Below are 23,271 nucleotides of genomic sequence, written 5' to 3'. Positions count from 1 at the left end.
ATGAAGTTCGTGTTTCTCTTAACCTTACTCTGCGCATTTAAAGCCATATGCTTTGGGCAGGAAAATAATGCCTTAAAGCTTAGGTACGCCAAACCTGCATCTCAATTTGAGGAAGCATTGCCTGTTGGCAATGGCCGTTTGGCTGCAATGATCTACGGTGGTGTAAAAACCGAGAGAATTTCTCTAAACGAGGGTACATTGTGGTCAGGAGGCCCGGTTGATGCTACTAAAGTAAACCCGACTGCACATACCTATCTTAAACCTGTAAGAGCAGCGCTTTTTAACGAGAATTATAAAAAGGCAGATTCACTAATGCGCTTTATGCAAGGGCCGTATTCGGAAGCATACATGCCCCTGGGTAACCTTAATTTCGATTTTAACTTTACCGGAACACCTAAGAATTTTAGCCGGGAACTTGATATACAGAATGCCATAGCAAAAGTAAGTTATGAGGTGAATGGCACGAGCTATACGCGTGAGACCTTTATTTCCCATCCTGATCAGGTAATCCTATTTAAATTAACGGCGAAGGGTAAAGATAAACTAAATTTTTCCTGTAATTTTAATAGCAAATTGCTATCCAGGGGGCAGGTTAAAGCCAATGCTTTGATGATGAAGGGCTGGGCGCCGGTACATACAGAACCCAATTACAGAGGAAATATACGCAATGCCATTGTAAACGATACTTCAAAGGCAATGCGTTTTGTATCGATTTTAAAGGTGCTTAAAACGGATGGCAAACAGCGTTTAAGTGATACTTCCCTATACATTAATAATGCCACTGAAGTAGTGTTGGTACTTTCAATGGCCACAAGCTTTAATGGCTTTGATAAGGCCCCAGGTTTGCAGGGTAAGGATGAAGTAGCACTGGCAACCGCTTACCTCAATAGGGCATTTGGCAAAGATTATCAAATACTTAAAACAAGGCATACAAAGGATTTCAGGAAATATTTTGACCGGGTTTCCATACAATTGGGAGATACGGAGTTTGAAAAGCTGTCGACGACTGAAAGGCTGAATCGCTTTGCAACAGGTAAAACGGATAATAGTCTGATTGCGTTGTTCTATCAATACAGCCGTTACCTGCTGATTAGTTCATCAAGGCCGGGTGGTCAGGCTACTAACCTTCAGGCATTATGGAATGAAATGGTAAGACCGCCGTGGAGCAGCAATTATACGTTAAATATCAACACACAAATGAATTATTGGGGGGCAGAAACTGGAAATCTGACAGAGATGCATCAGCCATTGATGGATTTTATTGGCCGTATTGCAAAAACAGGAGCAATTACAGCTAAGAACTACTACCAGGCTGAAGGATGGGTAAGTCATCACAATTCTGATCTCTGGGCCATAAGTAATCCGGTAGGCGACTATGGACAAGGCCATCCATGTTGGGCCAACTGGCAAATGAGTGGTGTATGGTTAAGCACCCATTTATGGGAGCATTTTGCATTTACCAATGATAAGGCATTTTTAAAAAATCAGGCTTACGCTTTGATGAAAGGTGCGGTAGATTTTTGCCTTAGCTTTTTGGTTGCTGATAAACAGGGCTACCTTGTGACTGCCCCCTCTACTTCTCCGGAAAATATATACATAAGTCTAACTGGTTACAAAGGAGCAACATTGTACGGTAGCACTGCAGATATGGCAATGATCCGTGAACTCTTTGTGGATTATTTAAAAGCCTCGGAAATTTTACAGCTGGATGCCGCAACTCAGCTGAAAGTAAAGGCAGCGCTGGCAAAACTTCCGCCTTATAGAATTGGCAAAAAAGGAAATTTGCAGGAATGGTACTACGATTGGGATGACGCAGAACCAAAGCACAGGCATGTGTCGCATCTTTTTAGTCTGTATCCAGGCCAAACAATTACAACATATGGTTCGCCAGCGCTGAGCAAGGCTGTACAAAAAACACTGGAAATAAAAACCAATGAAAGTACAGGCTGGGCAATTACCTGGCGCATCAATCTATGGGCAAGGTTGCAAAACGGTGCAATGGCATATAATGCGATCACCAAACTATTTCGGAATGCAAATGATCCAGAGGTTAAAAAAAGTGGGGAAGGCGGGCTCTACGAAAACCTATTAAGTACTTGCCCCCCCTTTCAGATTGATGCCAATTTTGGTGGCGGTGCAGGTATCGCTGAAATGCTGTTGCAAAGTCACCAGGGGTATATAGAACTGCTGCCTGCCTTGCCTGCGGAATGGCCAAAGGGAGAAGTAAAAGGATTGGTTGCCAGAGGTGGTTATGTAATGGACATGGGCTGGAAAGATGGGCAATTAAATTATGCAAAAATATTTTCCAGAAATGGTGGGAACTGTGAAGTTAAATATGGGGCTAAGATAAAGAAATTGAGCACAATGGCTGGGCAAACTTATCATGTCTACTTTTAAAATGCTTTGTGTTTAACTACACCCTATAATCTGCCATCCAGATCACTTTTTTATTTTATGTAAGACATTGATTTATAGCGCTGTAATCGTACATTATTTTGGTGAAGGCTTTGTACTGGATATATATGATTATTAGTTTGCTTTGCGTATAACTTTATCCTATCAATAATTTAAACAATTAATCAACAGCAAGCAAGACAGGCTATTATAACAGAATTGAAAACGAACTAATCAAAATACGGGTAATTAAACGCAAAATATGAGTATTTATTGCTTCTTATTATCCTTAAAATTGTTCAGCTAAGGATAACCTTAATAATAATTTGACCGAACCAATCAACCATTAGAAACCACACTTATCAATTCAATAATATTTAAAACCAAAAGTCTTTCCGGATGGTAAGGCCCTTTGCGAAAGGATACTTAAAAAACACTTAAAACTTAATTAAACTCATAAAATGGTTAAAATTTCTACAAGCATTATTATTGTCTTGCTTTTATCTGTTTTTGGAATTTCTGGTGCAAGCCTGTCTTTTGCTATGCAACAGCAGGATACCACGAAAAAGAATTTACAGGTAGATACCATAGGGAACATGTTGAAGTCCCTAACAAAATACAGTCAGTTAAGGGATACAATTGATATTAATAGGACTAAAAATATTCCTAACCTGTCTCTGCAGCAAATGATTAAGGGAAATCTGGCTGGTGTATATGTACAAGAAACAAGCGGAGAACCTGGTACTGAACAGTGTATACTTGTAAGAGGCCCTTCTGGCTTAGTATTCAATAAAAAAGATTTTGCTGCTTTGCAACCTACGGTTTACCTTAACGGCGTTCCGTTGGCATTAGATAATAATTTTACTTATGATATACAACAGTACGATTATTCACGTATAGGGCCGGCCAATAATTTGCTTTCTCAGGTTAATATTGATGATATTGAATCGATTGCGATTATAAAAGATCCTGTTGAATTAGCTAAACTTGGGCCCAATGCTGTAAACGGTGCAATATATATTAATACCAGGAAAGCAAAAAGCGGTTTAAGAAGCATCAGCGTAAATTCGTATTTTGGTATTGCTACCTCGCCTAAAGTATATACTACCAACGGTACTTACGAAAACCAGTTTAGGGCACCTTTTTATCAAAAGTACGCCACGGCAGAAAATTATGACAGCTATCCTGCTTTTTTAAGAGACGAAACGAATTCTGATTATTTTGGACCTTCAAATTGGAACGATTTATATTATAATACAGCAGCATCATATAATGCTAATTTAGGTATTTCTGGAGGTACCGAGCGTGCCAACTTCCGTTTTTTTGGTGCCGGAACAAAGGAAGCTGGTAATGCTGACCACACTGCATTAAATAAATACAATCTTTCTGTTGCTGTAAATATGGCGCCATTTAAATGGTTAACCGTATCAACCATTATTAATGCAACTCGATTAGATAGAAACAGGAATACCAGTTTAAGAGATCGTTTTGCAGAAGCACGCTACATACCCGATTTGCGGATACCTATATCACCAAACAGCACAAATTATTCCGCGTTTTTAAGTGAATCAGCTAATGGTACAGATTTAAACAGATCTACATTATTAAACGGTAATCTAACCCTGTCAGCTAATCTTAAACGTTTAAAATTAAGCAGTTCATTGCTTTTCGATTATAATGAAGGTATACGTGATTATTTTGTTCCATCTACATTAATGTCGGGTGCTAGTTTTGTATCTACCTACTTTGGTTATAACCAGCGATTGATAGTTAACAATGCAGCCAGCTATGATTTTGACCTGAATAACAAAGACCATCAGTTAACAGCGCAAATTGGTCAACAATTTCAGAGCGATACCTACAAATATAACTACACAAAAGGTTACAACGGGCCTAATGATTTTATTAAGATTATCCAAGTTTTGGGTAACATACGTGAAGATGACTATCTAAATGCATATCCGGATTTTTATGTGTTCAGGTTTTTAGATCAAACTAAGAGCAATCTGTTTTCTTTATATGCCAATGCAAATTACAAGTATAAAGATCTGTTTGATTTTAATGCTATTGTGCGCAGAGATGGTGCCTCTAACGGCCAACCCGATAGCCGGTGGGTAACTTCACCTTCATTTAGTGGTACATGGCATATAGGCAAGTCATTGTTAAACAATCATAAAACTATTAATAGTTTAGATTTAAACGCCGGTTGGGGACGTATTGTTCGCCTATTTTCAGATGACCGGTTTGCCGCAGGCCCACAATACCGTAGCGAGGCAGGGTTTCCATCAGAGCCAACTATACCTGGATACGTGGGCATTATTACAGCAAGCAGGCCATATACCAGTGGTTATGTAGGTTATGGTATACCATTGCCTTATGCCGATCGTACCAATGTTACATTATCATCAACTATGTTTAATAACCGTTTAAGTTTGGCTTTAACTGCATACAATCGTGATGATAAACGTCAGGTAATTAATACACCAGTTCCGCAGGAATTAGGCTATACCAGCGAATATAAGTCAGGCCTCGAAATCAATAACAAAGGGTTAGAGTTATTGGTAAATGCAGATGTGGTTAAAACCAAAAATGGTTTTAGCTGGGCAACCGGTTTAAACGCCAGTTATAACAAAAATAAGGTAGCTGCACTTCCCGGTGGGATGAAAGAGTTGGTATACCAAAACAATAAGTTAGAAGTTGGTAAATCAGTTGGTAGCTATTGGTTATACACAAATGTAGGTATTTATAATACCGATGCCGAAGTACCTACTAATCCATCAAATAACCAAAAAATAAATTTTGGTGGTATACCATTGAAAGCAGGCGATCCAAAATGGATAGACTATAATAACGATTATCGTATTGACGATAAAGATAAAGTATTAACAGGTGATCGTTTGCCTAAGTTAACAGGTGGTTGGAACAATACTTTAAGCTATAAAAACTTCGATCTAAATTTAAACATTTTCTTTGCAGTTGGGCAGAAAGCAATTAATAGCTTCGATGCTGGCCGATACGACTTTGTAAACCGCGAATCGGCAAATAATATTACCGCAGTAAGAGAAATTTATTCGTGGCAAGCCATTGATGGAGTTAAAACCTATCCAATCTACAACCCTTGGAGTGCTGCGGTTCCATATAGACAAGATCAAGATTTGTTTTTAGAGAATGCCTCTTACCTAAAATTGCGCTCTGCAACCTTGGGTTATAACTTTACTTCAATGTTAAGTAAGTCAGGTATCAAAAAAGCTTATCTATATGCTACCGGAATGAATCTGTTTACCTTAACAAAATTTACAGGATTAGATCCCGAATTGGTAAACTACACAGGTTTATACGATGGAGCTAACATCACTATCCCAAGAACATTTGTACTTGGCTTTAAATTGGATTTATAATTACGGGAATGATTATGATTTATAAAAATATATACAGCAATCGCTTGGTAAACATGTGCTTAGCTATTACAATTATCCTTGCTGCGGTTTTAAATTTTTCATGCAAAAAAATCGAAAATGTAGAATCAAACCACTTACAAACCGAGGAACAGGCTTGGAAGACGATTTCGGATGCACGGACCAACTTAATAGGTGCTTATGCATTAATGCGTTCAGCATTGGCTAGTGATAATACGCAATGGTTAATGGGTGATTTGAGAAATGGAGATTTTGTATCAACGAGTAGGGAAGATTTAAAAGCAATTATAGGAGGCCGTTTAAACGCCTCGTTCCCGGTTATCAACAACCTTACAAACTGGAGAAGATTTTATGCGGTAATCAATGCTTGCAACGTTTTTATTGAGCAATCTGCCCAAATTATACAAAATGATGCCCGCTATACCAAGTTAAACAATCAGGTGGATGTTGCCCAAGCTAAAGCATTGCGTGCATTTGCCTACTTTTATATGGTACGCATTTGGGGCGATGTGCCATTGATTCTTTCTTCCAGCGATGGTAATTTTACCCAATTGCCCCGTACATCTAAAGAAAGGGTATTATCTTACTGCAAAGATGATTTAATGGCATCGGCTCAAGTGCTACCCTTTAGGTATGGTAGTAACGACCCAATTTTGCCAGGCTTATATTTTAGCGATGCCATAGGCCAATGGAATGGTGTTACCTTTACAAAGATATCTGCTTATTGTATATTGGCACATATTGCTGCTTGGCAACAAGATTATATAGACTGCGAAGTTTATACCAAATTTGTGATTGACAATTATCCAAAGTTGGTAGAAACAGCTAGTAATATTCGCTACCTTACTATTAATGAATTAACCGGAACTTTTTCAGGTTCAAATGCAGTAAACCCATTTTTTTACAAGCGTGCCACACAATTGATCGCTTTTTCTTTTGAGTATGGTTTTTCTGGCGCTACCACTACCGGCCATATAGAAGAACTAACTTTGGCCGAGCCGATTATTCCTAAAACACAACCAGAAATTTTTGTGCCTAAAGATAGCATCAGGGCAATATTTACCGATCGTAGAGATTTTCGTTTCAGTGTTGATTCGGTTGCTACTGCCGATGCGAAGAGAAATGATCCATTTGCCATTGTTTATCAGCCTTATTATTTTACCAATTATACATCGCAAAGACCTATTTTCAGTAAAATAAGAGCTATTGGAAATGCCGATCAGCCATCGGGCAAATTTTTAATGTACTCATCAGCCATATTGTTTACGCGCTTAGAAGAAATTACCTTGTTAAGAGCCGAGGCCTTGGCCGTATTGGGTCAGCGCTTAGAGGCAATTAGAGCTTTAAACCGTGCGGCACAACTAAGAAATACAACACCTTATGCCGAAAATTCTACTAAAGATTTGATTACGGAGATTTTTGCAGAACGTAGACGTGAGCTAATGGGCGAAGGCTGGAGATGGTACGATCTTATTCGATACAATCGGCTAAAAAATCTATCAGGGCCATTTATATACAAAAATGGTGTGCCGTTAACCTTTGCCCAGGCACAAGCACAAGGAGGGATTTATTGGCCGGTTTCGCAAGAGGTAATTAATAACAACCCTGCTATAACACAAAATGCCTTTTGGCAATAAGCATAATTTTAAGGAAAATGAAAAATAGAATGAAAAATTATACTAAAGCTTTACTGTTTTTACTAATTACATCGGTGTCTATCTCATCTTGTAAAGACGATTCTCCTTATTATGATGTAGAAAACAAACTGCAGGAATTTGATGGAAATGCAATTGCCTACCTACAGGCACAACCTAATACTTATGATTCGTTGCTGAAGGTATTAGAACGCTTGCCGGAATTGAAAAATGTTTTAACTAATGAGCAGGTAACCTTGTTTGCACCAACCAATCAAAATTTTATAGCAGCCCTTAGCGATTTAAATTTTGTGCGTAAAAGCGAAGGCAGAACCTTGATTAACTTAAATACTGCTACGATTGAAGAACTGAACATTATGATGTGCAAATACATTATTGCCGAGAAACGTACCACCGATGCTTTTAAAGCATTTTTGGATGGCATTTATGTACCCAGCATAAAAATTGGCGAGCAAATGCACATCCAGTATAATAAGTTAGATGCTTCTGGCTACGTTGCCGGCGGGCCGCAAAGCGTAACTTTTTCTGATACCAAAAATGGTTTTGTGAGAGCTTATTGGGAACGTGCACAAATATCGGTAGTAAATATTAAAACAAGTAATGCGATAATATATGTACTTAACCCATTGCATGTGTTTGGATTTAATGAGTTTACCTCGCGATTAAACAAGTAAAATATGTACAGATTTGATACAAATAGCGTGAAAAAATTACTTCTATTGCCATTAATGGCCATTGCATTATTTGCCTGTAAAAAGAATCTACCCGATGATAGGTTGTCTTTAGGCTCAGATTCGCGATTTACGCAAACTATTTACCAGCCTATTTTAGGTAGAACAACTGTTTTTAGTGGAAACTTTAATATTGCAAGTTCTTCGGTACCTTTAGATTTTAAGCTGGTAAACATGCGCCGTTTTAATGGTGAGGATGCACCAGAGCTACGTGATTTTTTCCCTGTAAAAGTTTGGAAAACCGCTTATGATGGAACCGAAACATCTTTGTCGGCTATTGAAGCTAAACGCACAATCGAAAACCATCAATTATTCGAAATTCGCCCACATTCTGGCCAATTTGTAATGTGGCATCCCGCAAAAAGCGATTTTGTGAAGGTACAACCAGATTCGGGCTATGTTTTCGATGTAGAGGTATCTAACTCTGGTGGCAGACGTTATTTCCAAGATTTTAAGTTAATGCCCTATCGCGAAATTCCAGTAGAACCATACAGTACAGATATTGTAAGTGGTCAAACACTAAGCACTACGGTTGGGGCAAGTGTATCCAATATTCGTGGCAAGCGCACCAGTAGGCTATTAAATAGTAACGACGTAAGGGTTTTGTTTAATAAAAAGCCTGCTGGAGCGGCAGGCAACACGGGGCATAGCCTTAGCTTTAAATTTGTTGATACTTTGTTTAATACTATTGACCCTGCAAAATTTGCTAACACACAGTGGGAAAATGTGGTACATGGTTTCGATATGGTTAAAACCAATGAACAGGTAACCTATCAAGTAGCCTATCCTATCCCTTTAAGTGCTTATCCTACAAAATACACCAATTTAGCTGGAACAAAGGCTACCCCTATATTTAGATTTAACAGATTGGGAGCGGGAAACAGTTTAGAACAAGCACTAGTATCTATACCTTTTAATATTTATCAGGAAGGAGATTGGGAAATCATCTTTTGGTTTACTACCGAGCAACCTAAATTTGAAAATGATTGATGAAAGCAAGACGAATTACTAAACATAATATATTGATGATGAAATATTTTTACGCAATCGTATTTGTGTGGCTGATTAGTAGCGTTGAAACTACTTATGCACAAAATATAGCCGTTACCGGTAAGGTAATTGATGGTGGTTCGGGTACAAAAGAAACCTTACCTGCAGTAAGTATCCTATTGGTGAGTTCCAAGTTGGTAATTGGACAAACAGATATTGATGGTAATTATAGGGTTACCGTAGCACCAAATGCTCAATTAGAATTTCGGTACATTGGTTTTAAACATACTACTGTTAGTGTAAATAACAGGCGTACAATCAATGTTACCTTAGAACCCTCTCCTAATGAATTAAGAACTGTTGAGGTTAAATCTTCGGCTGGTTACATCACTAAAACCAAAGCACTTACTACTGGTTCATCAGTAAAAATATCGGCGAAGGAAATTCAAGGTGCGCCAACTGGCGATGTAATTTCGTTATTACAAGGTAAAGTTGCGGGTTTAAATATACAGAACAATACTGGTGCGCCCGGTTTTAGGGGCAACGTATCAGTAAGGGGCTTATCCAATATTAATACCAGCGGATCGGGTAATAGTGCTTTCTTGACACCTACTTCTCCATTATATGTAATAGATGGTGTACCGGTTGATGATAATGCAACTTTTTCTTATGGTTTCCAACAGGCAGGCCCGGGCGTATCTCCGGCGTCTCAAATCCCCGCCGAAGATATAGAGGATATAGAGGTACTGAAGGATGCGGCCGCTACAGCACTATATGGATCCCGCGGTGCATACGGTGTTATTTTAATTACCACAAAAAGAGGTAACTCTAAAGTTCCGGTAGTCCGCTATAATGGTTCAACATTTTTAAGTACAGTACCTCAATTGCGTAGCGTAATTGGAGGTAAAGATGAGCGTATGATCCGTATCAGCCAAATTTTGCAAAACGATACCTCTTATTTACATGCCATAAATATGGTTAATGGTATCGATTTCCTATCCGATAGTTTAAATGCTTATTATAACAACTCTACAAACTGGCAATCGTATTTCTACAAACCCACCTACAACCAGAACCATAATTTAAGTATTTCTGGTGGTGATGTGGCTTTTAACTATAAGGTGGCTTTAGGTCTGTACGATGAGAAGGGTGTACAGCAAAACACAGGCTTTTCCAGATATAACATTAATACCAATATGACTTATAACCCGAGCAGGAAGTTTAAAATGATGGGTCAGCTGAATAACTCTATACAACAGCAGCGTTTAGGTAGTGGTAGTGGTTTAATTAATACAGGAGTTGCTAGTGGCGGCTCCGCATCCTCATTATTGCCTTCTCCATCATTATATTCGGCTGTGAATGAGGTGTTAGGTACATTAGAAACCAAAAACAGTAACAAAACTTTAAATACTTTTGCAACTTTACAGTTGGATTATGAAATTATAAATAACCTAAAAGCAAGTACAACTTTAAATTATACCAACGTCACTGGTACTAAAGATACTTTTATCCCTGCGGCTATTAACGGAGAATCTAGCGCTACGCCAACCGTAAAGTCAAATGGATTTGGTAATTATTATGCCTACAACGATCGCTCTACCAAATTATATAACCGTACCAGTTTAAACTATGTTTATTCTATTAAGGATAAACAAGGCGAAGATGCGCACAACCTCAATGCATTTGTTTTTGCCGAAATAAACAGCTCTAATTTTAAGGCTGATGTAATTGATAACCCCCGGGTAAGTAACGATAACATATTGGGCCCATATACTGCCGTACCAGAATATAACCAAAGTTTAGGGGGTACTTTAGATAACTTTACAGATTTTCGGTCAGTAGCGTTTGCGGGTCAGTTATCCTATAACTACAAAACACGTTACGTGGTAGATTTTAATTACCGTGTTGATGGGAGTTCGGTAAATGGTCCATTAGCAGGGTATAGAAAAAATCCTTCAGTGGCTGTAAAATGGAATATAGATCGTGAAAATTTTGCCATTAAGGCAAAAGATAACTGGTTAGATTACGCCAGCATTAGAGCCAGTTATGGTAGCAATATTGCACCTAATGGAAATATATACGATGTTTATGGTAAATATACCGGTGGCAAAGCCTACCAATATAACAATAAGCCTGGTGTAGTATTGGTTAATGATAGGTTACCAAATTTGAGCTTAGAGCCTACTAAAAACACCACTTTGAACGGGGGTATTGATTTAGGCTTGTTTAAAGGTAAATTTACAGTAAGTTTTGATAGCTATTACAAACAGGTTACTCAAATTTTTCGCGAAAAGAACATTGCCAACATCAACTCTTTTGGTAGTGTTACTTCGATAGAAACGGCAAACGTTAACTACGGATGGGAAGTTCAAATGACTTCTCGCCCTTTAAATCCAAGAAGTCCGTTCAAGTTAAATATATTTGGTTCGATAGCCATTAATAAAGAGGTTTTAGCCGCTTTGCCTGATGGGGTTAGATTGTTAATTGATGCGGATAGTGAGACCGGACAAGATATCTATCGCCGGCTAGGTATTAACTCGCTTTCTAATTATTTATACCATAATAAAGGGGTATACGCCACGAATGGAGATGTACCTGTTGATCCTGCAACAGGTTTGCGCTACCGGACCGGCGGTAATAGTGTGGTTAATTATTTTAGAGCAGGAGACCCTATTTATACTGATTTAAATGGCGATTATGTATTAGATGCTAACGATAGGGTGGTAGCGGGTAACTCGCAACCGCAAATAACAGGTGGCTTGGGCGCTTTGCTTCAATATAAAAATTGGAGTTTCGAGGTAAATACTTCATTTACCTTAATCAGGGATATTTTAAATAATGCATTGGCCGCCCAGTTCAGGAACTTTAATAATCCTTATGCATTAAGTAATATGGTACCGCTTTCGCAGTACAATTACTGGCAAGGTGTAGGCTCAGCAGGAGCTGTTTATGCCAACCCGTTTGATTATACCCGCTCATCAATTATAGATCCCTACCGGTATGCACAAACGCTTTTTCAAGAAGATGGAACCTACTTTAAACTTAATTCTGTAAAACTATATTACAATCTAAATCAATCCTTTTCTAAAAAATTTGGAATGAACAGGGTTAGTGTATACTTATCGGCACTAAACTTAGGATTCCTTACTAATTACTCAGGGCCTAATCCTGAGGCGGTTACCGCATTAGGGAGAGACAGCTCGGGTGGATACCCAATCAGCAAGCAATATGCGTTAGGATTAAATGTTGAATTTTAATTTTTGAAATAAATATAGATATGAAAAAAATTATATATATCCTTTTAACAGGCATTGTGTTTATTGGATTGTCAAGTTGTAAAAAGTTCTTAAATGTTACACCAATTGATAACTTATCTGGAAATAACTTTTGGAAATCTGAAAATGATGTGGAAGCTTTTACCAATGCATTGTATGCTAAGTTGAGGCTTAAGTTAACTTCAGAAGGTAATTATTTGAATAACGCAGCAGATTTAAGATGTTCTAACGCTACCGTTGGTAATATTCCTAATATGAATGCTTTTATTGCTAATGATATAAGGGTTGCAAATCTAGCTAATACTACAAGTAACTCTGTAGCTTCAACATACTTTCGCCGTATTAATAATTGGAAAGATTGGTACGACATTATCCAAAATTCGAACATTATGGTGCAAGAGGTGGGTAATATGGATGCCGGTTTGATTAGTGAAACAAAAAAGAAAACATACGTAGCAGAAGCTGTTTTTTTACGTAACCTTTGCTACTTCTATATGGTTAGGCTTTATGGCGATATACCTTATTATACCAATGCTTATAACGAAAAGCCACTGCCAAGGTTAGATCAGGTACAAGTGATGAAAAATGCCATTGCTGATTTAATGGCCGTTAAAAACGACTTGCCGGTACGTTATGAAGACCAAAGCAAAAATGGTAATCGTGCAATGAGGGGTGGCGCTATAGGCTTGTTAATGCACATGAATATGTGGGCTTCATCTTTTGCTAAAGATGACAAAAAACCATATTACGAAACTACTATTGCTTTAGCAAATGAACTGGCAACCTATACCGAGTATAGCTTAATTAAACCATTTACTATTGAGAATAACAAAAAACTATTTAAAGGTGGTACGTCAGAAGTGCTGTTCGAAATAATTTCGAATACTAACTATGGAGAAGGAATACCTTATAGGGCCTATTCTTCAGGTATGTTTTCACATTATCCATTTAAAGGGAATATTTCAAGAACTTCAAGTAATGGTTTTTTTCAGGCCGCCTATATGCAAAAACTTTTTCCACAGGGAGAGCCTGATTTGAGAAGGGATGTATGGCTGGAGACTTATGATTTAGGAACAACCGCCTTCCAATTAAAAAAATACAGCAATACATTTGTTACGGGTACAGATTTCAGTATTGAAAATGATGACAATATGGTAATTTTTCGCTTACCCGATATGTTGCTCCTGGCAGCAGAAGCAGCAAACAACCTTAGTGATGATGCAACTGCCGTTAACTTTGCAAATATTGTTCGCGATCGTGCAGGCAAAACGCCATTGAATTCTACAGGTACAACTTTAGCCTATGATATTTATTTGGAACGTACCAGGGAGCTGTTTTTAGAAGGCCAATATTATTATGACCTGGTTAGAACCAGGCGTATTTTTCCTGGTGGATCATTGAGTGAAATTAAGCCTAGCACCACGATATCGCCTGCCGATTTTAACAATGGCGCATGGACCTGGTCTATAGATGCAGCTGCATTGGATAACAACCCATACATGACACTAAACAATTACTGGAGATAATTTAAATATAAATACCATGCAAAAAATAGCTTTTGCGATTTTAGTGGTCATTGCCACTGCCATCTGCATTTCGTCTTGTAAAAAAGATTATTATACCGATAGTGGGGTACACAACCCGACTTTTAACGGTACTATTTTAGAATACCTAAAAACAAACAAAGTAATGTTTGATACCACACTACAAGTAATTAAACTAGCTGGCATGGAAGAAGTTTTGGATAAAGAAAACGTTACTTTTTTTGCCCCAACCAGTTCATCAATTGTAAAATCAGTTAGGTACTTAAATCAGGTATTGTTTTTAAATGGTCAGGATACTGTTAAACAATATACCCAAATTAAACCTTCAGTTTGGAGAAAAGTATTAGCACAATATATTTTTAAGGGTACAAATAAGCTAAAAGATTACCCACAGTTAGATACATTGGCCTTTACCGCATATCCAGGGCAAGCCTATGGTTCATATGATGGCGAGATTATGAACGTTGGCGTTATTTTTAATGATGCCGGTGGCGTTAAATACTCAGGGTATCGCCAATTGTATCTGTCTTATATACAAGATAGAACAAAGCCCACGCAGAGTTTAATTAATGTGCCGGTAGCTACTTCAGATATCCAGCCTACCAATGGTGTGATACATGTGTTGCGCCAGGCGGCAGCGCTATTTGATGTTAATAACAATGTCGTTGGAGTCGTCAACAAGCATAATTTTGGGTTTTCGAGCATATTGTTCGCAAACGAAGCCCTGGCGGCCGGAATTAATCCGGCACCATAGTTTTATTTTTAAATTTTAATGAATTTATAAGATGATATTTCATTCAAAATCAAATAGATGGTGCACTCTTACTTGTTGCGCATTAATTGTGACAGCCATGTTTGTTGCCTGCCAAAAAAATGAGGTAAAGCTCCAAGATCCTTATGCTGGTGGTAAAGCCAGTTTAGGGATCGAATTTTCTACCAAAGCACCTTATCCGGCCGTAGCTAGTGCGGGAGAGACTGTAGAGATTAATGTAAAAGGGCTGAAAAAATATGAGGGTAAATTTAAGCTTTATGTAAACGAACTTGAAGCCGAAATAGTTGAATTGACTACCGATTTGATCCGCTTTAAAGTACCACAAGATGCCAGTACAGGTGGTGTTTGGGTTACTTTAAGCAATGGCACTGCCAATTTAGATAATCAAACTTACTTTGGCCCTGCATTGCAAATTGCAGGTAAGGTTAGTATAGAGCCTAGTTTTGCAGTGGTAAATGGCTCTGATTATCCCATTAATGATATTTTTAGAGTGCCTTCCGGAAGCTTTTTGTTAGGAGGAGCTTTTTTAGATTACGAAAAAACCAAGACAGAAAGTTCATTAATTAATAGGATAGTACTGGTTAATGCACTTGGAGTTTTAGATAATTCACTTAAATTTGGCTTAGGCGCAAATGGCGTAATCTATTCTATTAACCGCATTACTTCTGGTGATCAAAACGGTAAAATATTAATTGGAGGAGCCTTTAGTAGCTTTAATTCCAGGCGAAGTAACCGTATTAACATCAATAGCATTACCCGTTTAAATGTTGATGGTACACTTGATACCACCTTTACAGATGTGGTAAACCTAACTCCAAATGACCCTACCAAAAATCGTGATACTATTCCGGCTTTTAATGGTGGCGTAAATACGACAGGTAACACAAGAGGTCCTTTAGTTAGACGACTTTTCAATTTCAACAACCGGGTGTATGCCGTAGGAAATTTTAACCGATATGCCAAAACGTTTTACGAACGATCAACCTACGATACTAAAGTTTATGATTATACCAGTATAAGCCAAGTTGTACGCATGGAAATGGATGGCAGTATGGATTCTACTTATCGTTATGATAAGTCTTCAAAAGTTGCGCTTCCTTCCAGTAACGGATCAATTGTTGATGCTTTACAGCTGGCTGATGGCAGTTTGGTATTGGTAGGTGATTTTACCAGTTTCGATAACACAAACAAAAATAGAATTGTTAAGCTAAAAGCGGAGGGCACGGTAGATGAAACATTTGCTACAGGCACTGGCGCAAATGGTCCTATAAGTTCAATTACTTATAATGCAATTACCAATAAAATTGTTGTTGCGGGCAATTTCACTTCATTTAACGGTCAACCATTGATGGGTGTAGCATTATTAAATACTGATGGAACGATTAGTTCAGGTTTTACTTTTCCAAGCATTAGTGGAGGCGTAGTTACCTTTGCTGCCCAGTTAAACAATGGTAAAATAATTGTTTCGGGAAGTTTTGACCACTACAGAAACATATTACGACAAGGTTTTATGGTGCTAGAAAACAATGGCACATTGGCTAGCGGGTATAATAATACAGGTATTTTTGCAGGAACGGTTTATGATATGCTCGAAGTAGTATCACCTAATGGCTATCCTGCTGTGTTTTTGGTAGGCAATATCTCACGTTTTAACAACAATATTGTGCATAACATAGTAAAGGTAGAAATCCAAAATTAAGGGAATATTAATATTAAAAATATGAAAAAAATTAATCGTATTAAAATGGCCAGAGGATTTTTGGTTATGCTTTCTTGCTGGGTATTGGTTGCTGTTATCAGCTCATGTAACAAAGATTTTAATCAGATTCTGTCCCAGAACCCTCAAAATGATACCTCGGCCATAAACGCGGGTACCAAGAAAGTATTGTATGTAGTCTTGGACGGTGTTCGCGGCTCGATAGTGGCTTCAATCAGACCGACAAATATTGTCCAAATCAATAAAAATGCCACCTATAGTTATGTTGGGTTAAATGATAGTACAAGAATAGCACCAACCAATGCTGGCAGTTGGGCTGATTTAATGACTGGTGTAAATGTAAATTTCCACAAAGTTATTTCTGATAGTTTTGCAGGTAATGCATTGGCCATTTATCCTTCGTTGTTTACGCGCTTAAAACAAACTAATCCAAATCTTAAAACAGCTTCTTTTGCAAGCAGTGTCTCTTTTGATGCAAATTTGGCTACTGACGCTACCGAACATACGGTTTACAACGCTGATCAGGAAACTAAAAATGCGGTGGTTGATAAGTTAAAAACAACCGATGCCAGTTTGGTTGTTGCGCAATTTCACAGTGCAGAGGTAGCAGGCGCCAGCTCAGGTTACAACACCGGTAATGCAGGTTATGTATCTGCAATACGAATATTGGATAGCTATCTTGGCGAAATTTTAACCTCATTGCGTTCTCGCAGCCAGTTTAATAACGAAAATTGGTTAGTTGTAATCGCATCTAATAAGGGTGGTGTGGATAATTCAGTTCCAACTACAGACATCTCATTATTTGGAGAGGCAGCTAAAAATACTTATGTAGCTTTTTATAATCCAAATTTTGATAGTAGAATTTATAATAAGCCTAATACAACCGAAATTCCTTATGCGGGATCTGCTGCGAGATTTACGTCTACTACCGCTAATACCAGCCTTGCTGTTCTTAACAACACCACCGTCGGAGATTTTGGTACTTCAGGTAATTATACCGTAATATTTAAGATACGTAACGATGCGGTTAATAATGCTGACTATTCTTACTTTTTAGGTAAGATGCCAGAATCAACTTATTTGTCTCCAAGAACATCTACCCTTACTTCAACAGGTTGGACATATATGTTTTGGGGGAATTATTATTATGTATGTATGGGTAATGCATTTACAACTACAGGGCCATTACTAAGAGACGGATTATGGCATACGCTGGCATTTAAAATATATACAGATGGAGGAATAAGATACGTTACACTTTTTCAGGATGGAGTAAAGGGAAATACAGCAAATATAGATGGTAGAAATTTAACAAATACAAATGGAGCAGCCATGCATATTGGTGTTAGTAAAGCAACTACCACTTCAAATGTCACTAACTTTATTTTGAGAGACCTTGCTATATATAATGTGGCTATATCAGACGCTGACATGATTGGCTATATGAAGCGGGAAGTAAATCCTCAGAGCCAGTATTTTAATAATTTGTTGGGTTGGTGGCCAATGAAAGAAGGAAAGGAGAATGTTTTGTTTGATAAATCTGGAAAGGGTAATAATTTTATTATGAGCAATACTACATGGTCTAATTTTTCGGATTTAACACCGAATATAAATCCTGAGATAGATGGTGTTGCTTACCGTACTGTTCCAAATAATGTTGATTTGCCTTTCCAAATTTACAATTGGCTAGGTGTTATCCCGGCAGCCAGTTGGGGTTTAACCGGTCGCACATGGTCGCCTACTTATTTAGCTTTGGGTACAAATTAAAGATAGTTTCATCACAATGAAAAAAAAATATAGACAGATGAAAATTAACCACATATTAGGTAATTCTCTACTTATTACATTATTGGTTTTTGCCGGTTGTAAAAAGTATGGATATGAATTCGAAGATGGCGTTGAAAACGCATCGGGCAATGAGAAGAATATAACTGTTGATACCAGTATGCTTGTTGTTGATCGTTCTGCGTATACTAAGGCCCGGGTATTCCCCGGTTTGGTTAGCGAAACCGAACCAAGGGTGGCAAATGCCAAATTTACGTTGGATATGAACTTTACGAATCAAACTGCAGAAAATCTTCGTATTTCGGTAGCACCACAGCCTTGGTTTGGTACCGGATATTATGCTGCACCCGGCGAATTGGTAAAACTGGTGGTGCCGGCTGGGGTAAATGGTTTAACCATACAGGTTGGTGGGCATACAGATAATTTAACTGGTTTACCCGTATTGTTACGCGATCCTATTATGGTAAATAAAAAACAGCTTTATCCGGGTGCAAACTTTATTAGGAATTTATATGGTGGTTATATCTACATTATTGCCGATTTTGCTATTGCTAACCCGGTTGAATTTATCATTAGCGGTGCCTGTTTGGCACCCGATTTTGAGTTAGGTAAATCAAACGATGCACAATGGATGGCACAGGTAAGAGCCTCGCAAGTGCCTTGGTTGGAGCTAAGAAGTAAGCGGGTAATTTATTTGGTGCCAAGAGATTTGCTGGTAGCCAAATTTACTTCTGTTTCAGATCCATTAAACAAGCCAACCGAGTTGATGACAGAATGGAACAAAATTTTTGAAGATCATTTTAATGGTTGGATGGGCTTATCTGATAATGCACCTGATATTAAAGACAGAAGCCCACAGGGGCCGTGGAGGGGAACGGTTGATATACAAATTAGCGGATACCCAACTGCAGCAGGCCACTCTGGTTTTCCTTTTATGGGTTTGATGAATTATAATGGCAGCGAGTGGTTTCAAACTTGGGTGAGTTTAAATCAATTGCGAACTAATCAGCCAAAACCAAATTGGGGTACCTATCACGAATTTGGCCATAACCTTCAGCAAAATACAACCTGGAACTGGTCGGCACTTGGTGAAAGTACCAATAATTTATTTTCTTACAAAGTTGCAAAGGCGTATGGGCAAGATTTTAAAATATTGCACCCGCCTAACGAATGGAATACAGAGGGTTTAACTCATGCGGCTAGTACACTATTAACCATACCAGTAACAACAGTAACACCAACTCCAGCAGCAGGTAAGAATTTCGATGTAAATTTAAATAGTGGCAGAGAAAATGGTTCTTTTGCAAGAACAGTTCCATTTGTACAATTAATGGAGTTATATAATAGGAAAAGAACAGATGACACCGATGACTATGGTTTGATAACTTATATTTATAAAGCTGCCAGACATGCACCACGTTTAGCCAATAATGATCAGGATAAAAAAGATAATTTTTACGAATGGTCTTGTGATTATACTGGAATTAACCTAATGCCATTCTTTTATCAATGGGGTATTTCTGTTAGTGCGGTATCGCAACTAAAAATAGCTAATAAATATCCTATACTAACGAAAAATCTTTGGACATATGATATTATGACCAAAGCTGGCGGTACAGTTAATATCAACTTCACCAGTTATAGAGCTGCCGGAGCATCAAGTCAATCTAGCACAGCAACGTTACAAACGCCAGCTTTAACAGATAACGACAATGCTACTTATTGGCAAACGTCATCAAGCAACCAATTTCCTTTTACTTTAACACTCGATGCTCAATTTATAAGACCTGTAAAAGGTTTATCGTTTGTACAATCAACTGTTACTACATCACGAGTAAAGGATATTGAAATACTTTCAAGTACTAACAACACCACTTTTACTAGTGTTGGTACCTTTCAAATTCCTAATAACACTACAATTTTTAATGCCAATTTTAATGTGCCGGTTAATGCCAGGTATTTTAGGATTGTATTAAACAACAACTGGGCAAACACGCAGGTAGCTACACTTGCAGACTTAGCAACTATTCAATAATTATTAATAGATGAAAATGATATTTAATAGAAATATTTTAGGTGGCGTACTTGCTTTGTTGGGTGCGATTGCTGTATTGCCTTCGTGCAAAAAATTCGATAACCCACCACCAGTTTTCGAAGATCTGATTGTAAAAAATCCAGAAGCCAGAAAAATATTGGTGATTAGTATAGATGGTACAACAGGTTCAGAGTTGAAAACTATAGCCCCACCTAATATTATGGAGCTTGTTCCAAATGCTAAATACAGCTTTGCAACATTTAAATCGGCAGTATCTACCGATGCAGCTAGTTGGGTAAGTATGGTTACAGGTGCAACTTATAATAAGCATCTGGTGTCTCAAGGAAATTTTCAACCTACACCTGCAGAAGGCGCCGGAGAGCATGATGGTGTTCCCATTCGTAGAAATGTGCTCGACTTGATCATGAGTGTAAAAGATACAAAAACTGCTTTTATCACCCCTTGGGATAGTCTGCGCAATTATGTTCGAATAGCAAATTATACACCTATTGTTAGTACAGATGTAGCCGTAAAAGATTCAACAGTTAATTTGCTTGGCAAATATTCGCAGTTAAGCACGGTTGTAGTTAATTTTAGAGAAGTAGAAGCAGCGGGTGCTAATGGTGGTTATGTGGCAACCAATACAGTATATAAGGATGCAATTTTAAAAGCTGATGGCTATGTGAAAGAGATCATAAATGCGGTAAAAGCCAGAAAAACTTATGATAAAGAAGACTGGTTGATAGTTATAACTACGAATCATGGTGGTAGTGGCACTAATCCATCACCAGGTTTCTTATTTGCATGTCATCCGCTGTTTAAATCGCTTGAGATGAAGAAAGAGGGTTTTAATACGGTTTTGTTTGCCGGTAACAACATCATTGCTTCGGTGCCAAATGATAATGGACTATACAGCGCTTCTAACGATAAAGACTTTACGGTACAGGCCCAAATAAGAGTAGCTAAACCTTCAACAGGCTATGTCACCTTTTTTTCAAAAGGTAATGGCTATCCCAATTCTCCAACTGTTAGAACTGGTTGGGCATGGGGTACTTGGCTTAATCAATGGCGTATGTATCATACTGCTGGATTTAATGCTACAGACCAGGGAAATATTTCTGATGGAACCTGGCATACACTAACTACAACTGTAAAACGGGTAAATGCAACTACGAGAACAGCTCAGAACTATTTTGATGGTGTTCCTTCTGCTTCGCCGATTAATTGGGGTACTACTAATTTAACGACAGCCGAGCCATTAAGAATAGGTTTTAGGCCTGGCTCATCTGGTACGGCATTGGAGTTCTATATGGCAAATTTGGCTTATTTCCAAACCGCTTTAGATCCAACTGTTATCCAAAACAATTTAAATCTAAAGAATATCACTCAACATCCTAATTTTAGTTCGTTAATTGGATTTTGGAAAATGGATGAAGGTGCAGAGGGTGTATTTCAAAATACAGCTCCAACCGGCTATGATATGGTTATAGGTGGCCCTTATGCTTGGAGCTCACTAGGTACCAACTCACCTTCACAATCGACGGTCAACCCATCAACAGGCGCATATTCTTTTCAGCCGAGCAGCGCTGATATCGGTGCATTGATGATGTATTGGCTAAATGTAAAAGTTTTGCCTGATTATGATATTAGTGGCAAACCGTTTATTAAAGAATTTGAACCAGAATTTATAAAATAGGTTGGTTAAATAATGGTAAATCATAGTTACAATTAATGAAGTTTAAATTATCATTGGTTCAGCCCCTGATATGATGAAAATAGCACTCTTTTATTTGTTTTGCCTATTAGCTGTGAAACTTTCTGCCCGACAGCTTCATGACGGGCCTTATGTACTATATAGGGAAAACCAGATCCTGGTAAAATCAGTGGAGCAGGGAGCAGCTACTGAAGAGGCATTTAATCTAAAGGACAAGAAAGGTGTTGAAATATCGGTGAAATTCCCTGGTCATAAAAATTGGGATTTTAGGCTGAATTTAAGTGTTTATTTAAAGAATGAGCCTTCGGAATTTAAACAGCCGGACAAGTTATTCTTCGTGTCGGATGTGGAGGGTGAGTTCGAAGGATTCCGGGCCTTGCTTTTGGCCAATAAGGTAATTGATGAAAAGTACAACTGGACTTTTGGGAAAGGTCATTTAGTGCTCTGTGGAGATTTGTTTGATCGGGGTTCTCAAGTGCCGGAATGTTTATGGCTGCTGTATAAATTGGAAACATTGGCAAAAAAGGCTGGCGGTTATGTGCATGTGATCTTAGGGAATCATGATATTATGAACCTTTCAGGTGATTTGAGATATGTACAGCATAAATATATAGAAAGTGCGAAAGTGATGGGCGTAGATTATATGAGTTTATATGATCAGGATACGGAACTGGGCAAATGGCTGAGGACAAAGAATACGATTGAAAGGATCGGAGATAATTTATGTGCCCATGCAGGTATTGCACCGCAGATTAATCAGCTTAAAATGTCACTCTCTGAGATCAATAAGAAGTGCAGACCATATTATGATAAAGCAAAAGTTTTGAAGGGTGTTGGTGATACTACTATTCCTGTTTTTTTTAAAGGGGCAACCTCATTGTTTTGGTATCGGGGTTATTTTAAAGAGCCAAAGGCGACTGAGTTGGAGGTTAATGAAACGTTGAAGTTGTATGAGGTAAAGCGGATTGTTGTTGGACATACGATTGTTCCTGGAAACGTTGGCTTTTACTATGGCGGAAAGGTGCTGGGCTTAGATGTTAATCAGCACCGAAATGACCACCAGGCAGCTTTGTTTGAAAACGAAAGATGGTGGAAAGTTGATGAGAAAGGAAATAAGAATGAACTGGAGATTGAACCGCCTAAATATTAATTTATATTAAAAAGTGAAAAATACCAAATGAAACGTAGAGAATTTATTAGAAGTAGTGCATTGGCTACAGCTGGATTTACCATCCTTCCCACA

Annotated in this window: 13 protein-coding genes; all 13 read left to right on the top strand. The window is 38.1% G+C overall.

What is annotated here, in order from left to right; all coding sequences use genetic code 11:
- The 13 genes from R2Q85_RS22590 (at window position 1) to R2Q85_RS22530 (ending at window position 23,178) form a co-directional block, all read left to right on the top strand.
- A complete protein-coding gene (locus R2Q85_RS22590; RefSeq protein ID WP_316814073.1) occupies window positions 1-2,397 on the top strand; it encodes a glycoside hydrolase family 95 protein in 2,397 nt (798 codons plus the stop codon).
- Between the two features lie 458 nt (window positions 2,398-2,855).
- Window positions 2,856-5,792: a SusC/RagA family TonB-linked outer membrane protein gene (locus R2Q85_RS22585; protein WP_316814072.1), complete on the top strand. Its 2,937-nt coding sequence runs from the start codon at window positions 2,856-2,858 to the stop codon at window positions 5,790-5,792.
- Between the two features lie 8 nt (window positions 5,793-5,800).
- Complete coding sequence (locus tag R2Q85_RS22580; RefSeq protein ID WP_316814071.1) at window positions 5,801-7,447, top strand: RagB/SusD family nutrient uptake outer membrane protein; 1,647 nt, start codon at window positions 5,801-5,803, stop codon at window positions 7,445-7,447.
- Between the two features lie 29 nt (window positions 7,448-7,476).
- Window positions 7,477-8,139: a fasciclin domain-containing protein gene (locus R2Q85_RS22575; protein ID WP_316814070.1), complete on the top strand. Its 663-nt coding sequence runs from the start codon at window positions 7,477-7,479 to the stop codon at window positions 8,137-8,139.
- Between the two features lie 3 nt (window positions 8,140-8,142).
- Window positions 8,143-9,186, top strand: coding sequence for a DUF5007 domain-containing protein (locus tag R2Q85_RS22570; RefSeq protein WP_316814069.1), 1,044 nt, complete (start codon window positions 8,143-8,145; stop codon window positions 9,184-9,186).
- A gap of 35 nt (window positions 9,187-9,221) precedes the next feature.
- Window positions 9,222-12,443 carry a SusC/RagA family TonB-linked outer membrane protein gene (locus R2Q85_RS22565; RefSeq protein ID WP_316814068.1) on the top strand — a complete coding sequence of 1,074 codons (3,222 nt, stop codon included), beginning with the start codon at window positions 9,222-9,224 and terminating at the stop codon, window positions 12,441-12,443.
- A gap of 20 nt (window positions 12,444-12,463) precedes the next feature.
- Window positions 12,464-13,987 carry a RagB/SusD family nutrient uptake outer membrane protein gene (locus R2Q85_RS22560; RefSeq protein ID WP_316814067.1) on the top strand — a complete coding sequence of 508 codons (1,524 nt, stop codon included), beginning with the start codon at window positions 12,464-12,466 and terminating at the stop codon, window positions 13,985-13,987.
- 16 nt (window positions 13,988-14,003) lie between these two features.
- The gene (locus tag R2Q85_RS22555) at window positions 14,004-14,759 is read left to right on the top strand and encodes a fasciclin domain-containing protein (RefSeq protein WP_316814066.1); all 756 of its coding nucleotides are present in this window, start codon (window positions 14,004-14,006) and stop codon (window positions 14,757-14,759) included.
- A 97-nt stretch (window positions 14,760-14,856) separates the two neighbouring features.
- Window positions 14,857-16,476 carry a DUF5008 domain-containing protein gene (locus tag R2Q85_RS22550; protein WP_316814065.1) on the top strand — a complete coding sequence of 540 codons (1,620 nt, stop codon included), beginning with the start codon at window positions 14,857-14,859 and terminating at the stop codon, window positions 16,474-16,476.
- Window positions 16,477-16,497: 21 nt separating this feature from the next.
- Complete coding sequence (locus R2Q85_RS22545; RefSeq protein WP_316814064.1) at window positions 16,498-18,261, top strand: DUF4983 domain-containing protein; 1,764 nt, start codon at window positions 16,498-16,500, stop codon at window positions 18,259-18,261.
- 37 nt (window positions 18,262-18,298) lie between these two features.
- On the top strand, window positions 18,299-20,314 hold the full coding sequence (locus tag R2Q85_RS22540; RefSeq protein WP_316814063.1) for a M60 family metallopeptidase: 2,016 nt from the start codon (window positions 18,299-18,301) through the stop codon (window positions 20,312-20,314).
- 10 nt (window positions 20,315-20,324) lie between these two features.
- Window positions 20,325-22,010 carry a DUF4983 domain-containing protein gene (locus R2Q85_RS22535; protein WP_316814062.1) on the top strand — a complete coding sequence of 562 codons (1,686 nt, stop codon included), beginning with the start codon at window positions 20,325-20,327 and terminating at the stop codon, window positions 22,008-22,010.
- Between the two features lie 70 nt (window positions 22,011-22,080).
- Window positions 22,081-23,178, top strand: coding sequence for a metallophosphoesterase (locus R2Q85_RS22530; RefSeq protein ID WP_316814061.1), 1,098 nt, complete (start codon window positions 22,081-22,083; stop codon window positions 23,176-23,178).
- Window positions 23,179-23,271: the final 93 nt, after the last annotated feature.

Source organism: Pedobacter heparinus (genome assembly GCF_032678725.1).
Classification (GTDB): Bacteria; Bacteroidota; Bacteroidia; order Sphingobacteriales; family Sphingobacteriaceae; genus Pedobacter; species Pedobacter heparinus_A.
This window is presented reverse-complemented; position numbering and strand designations above follow the sequence as displayed.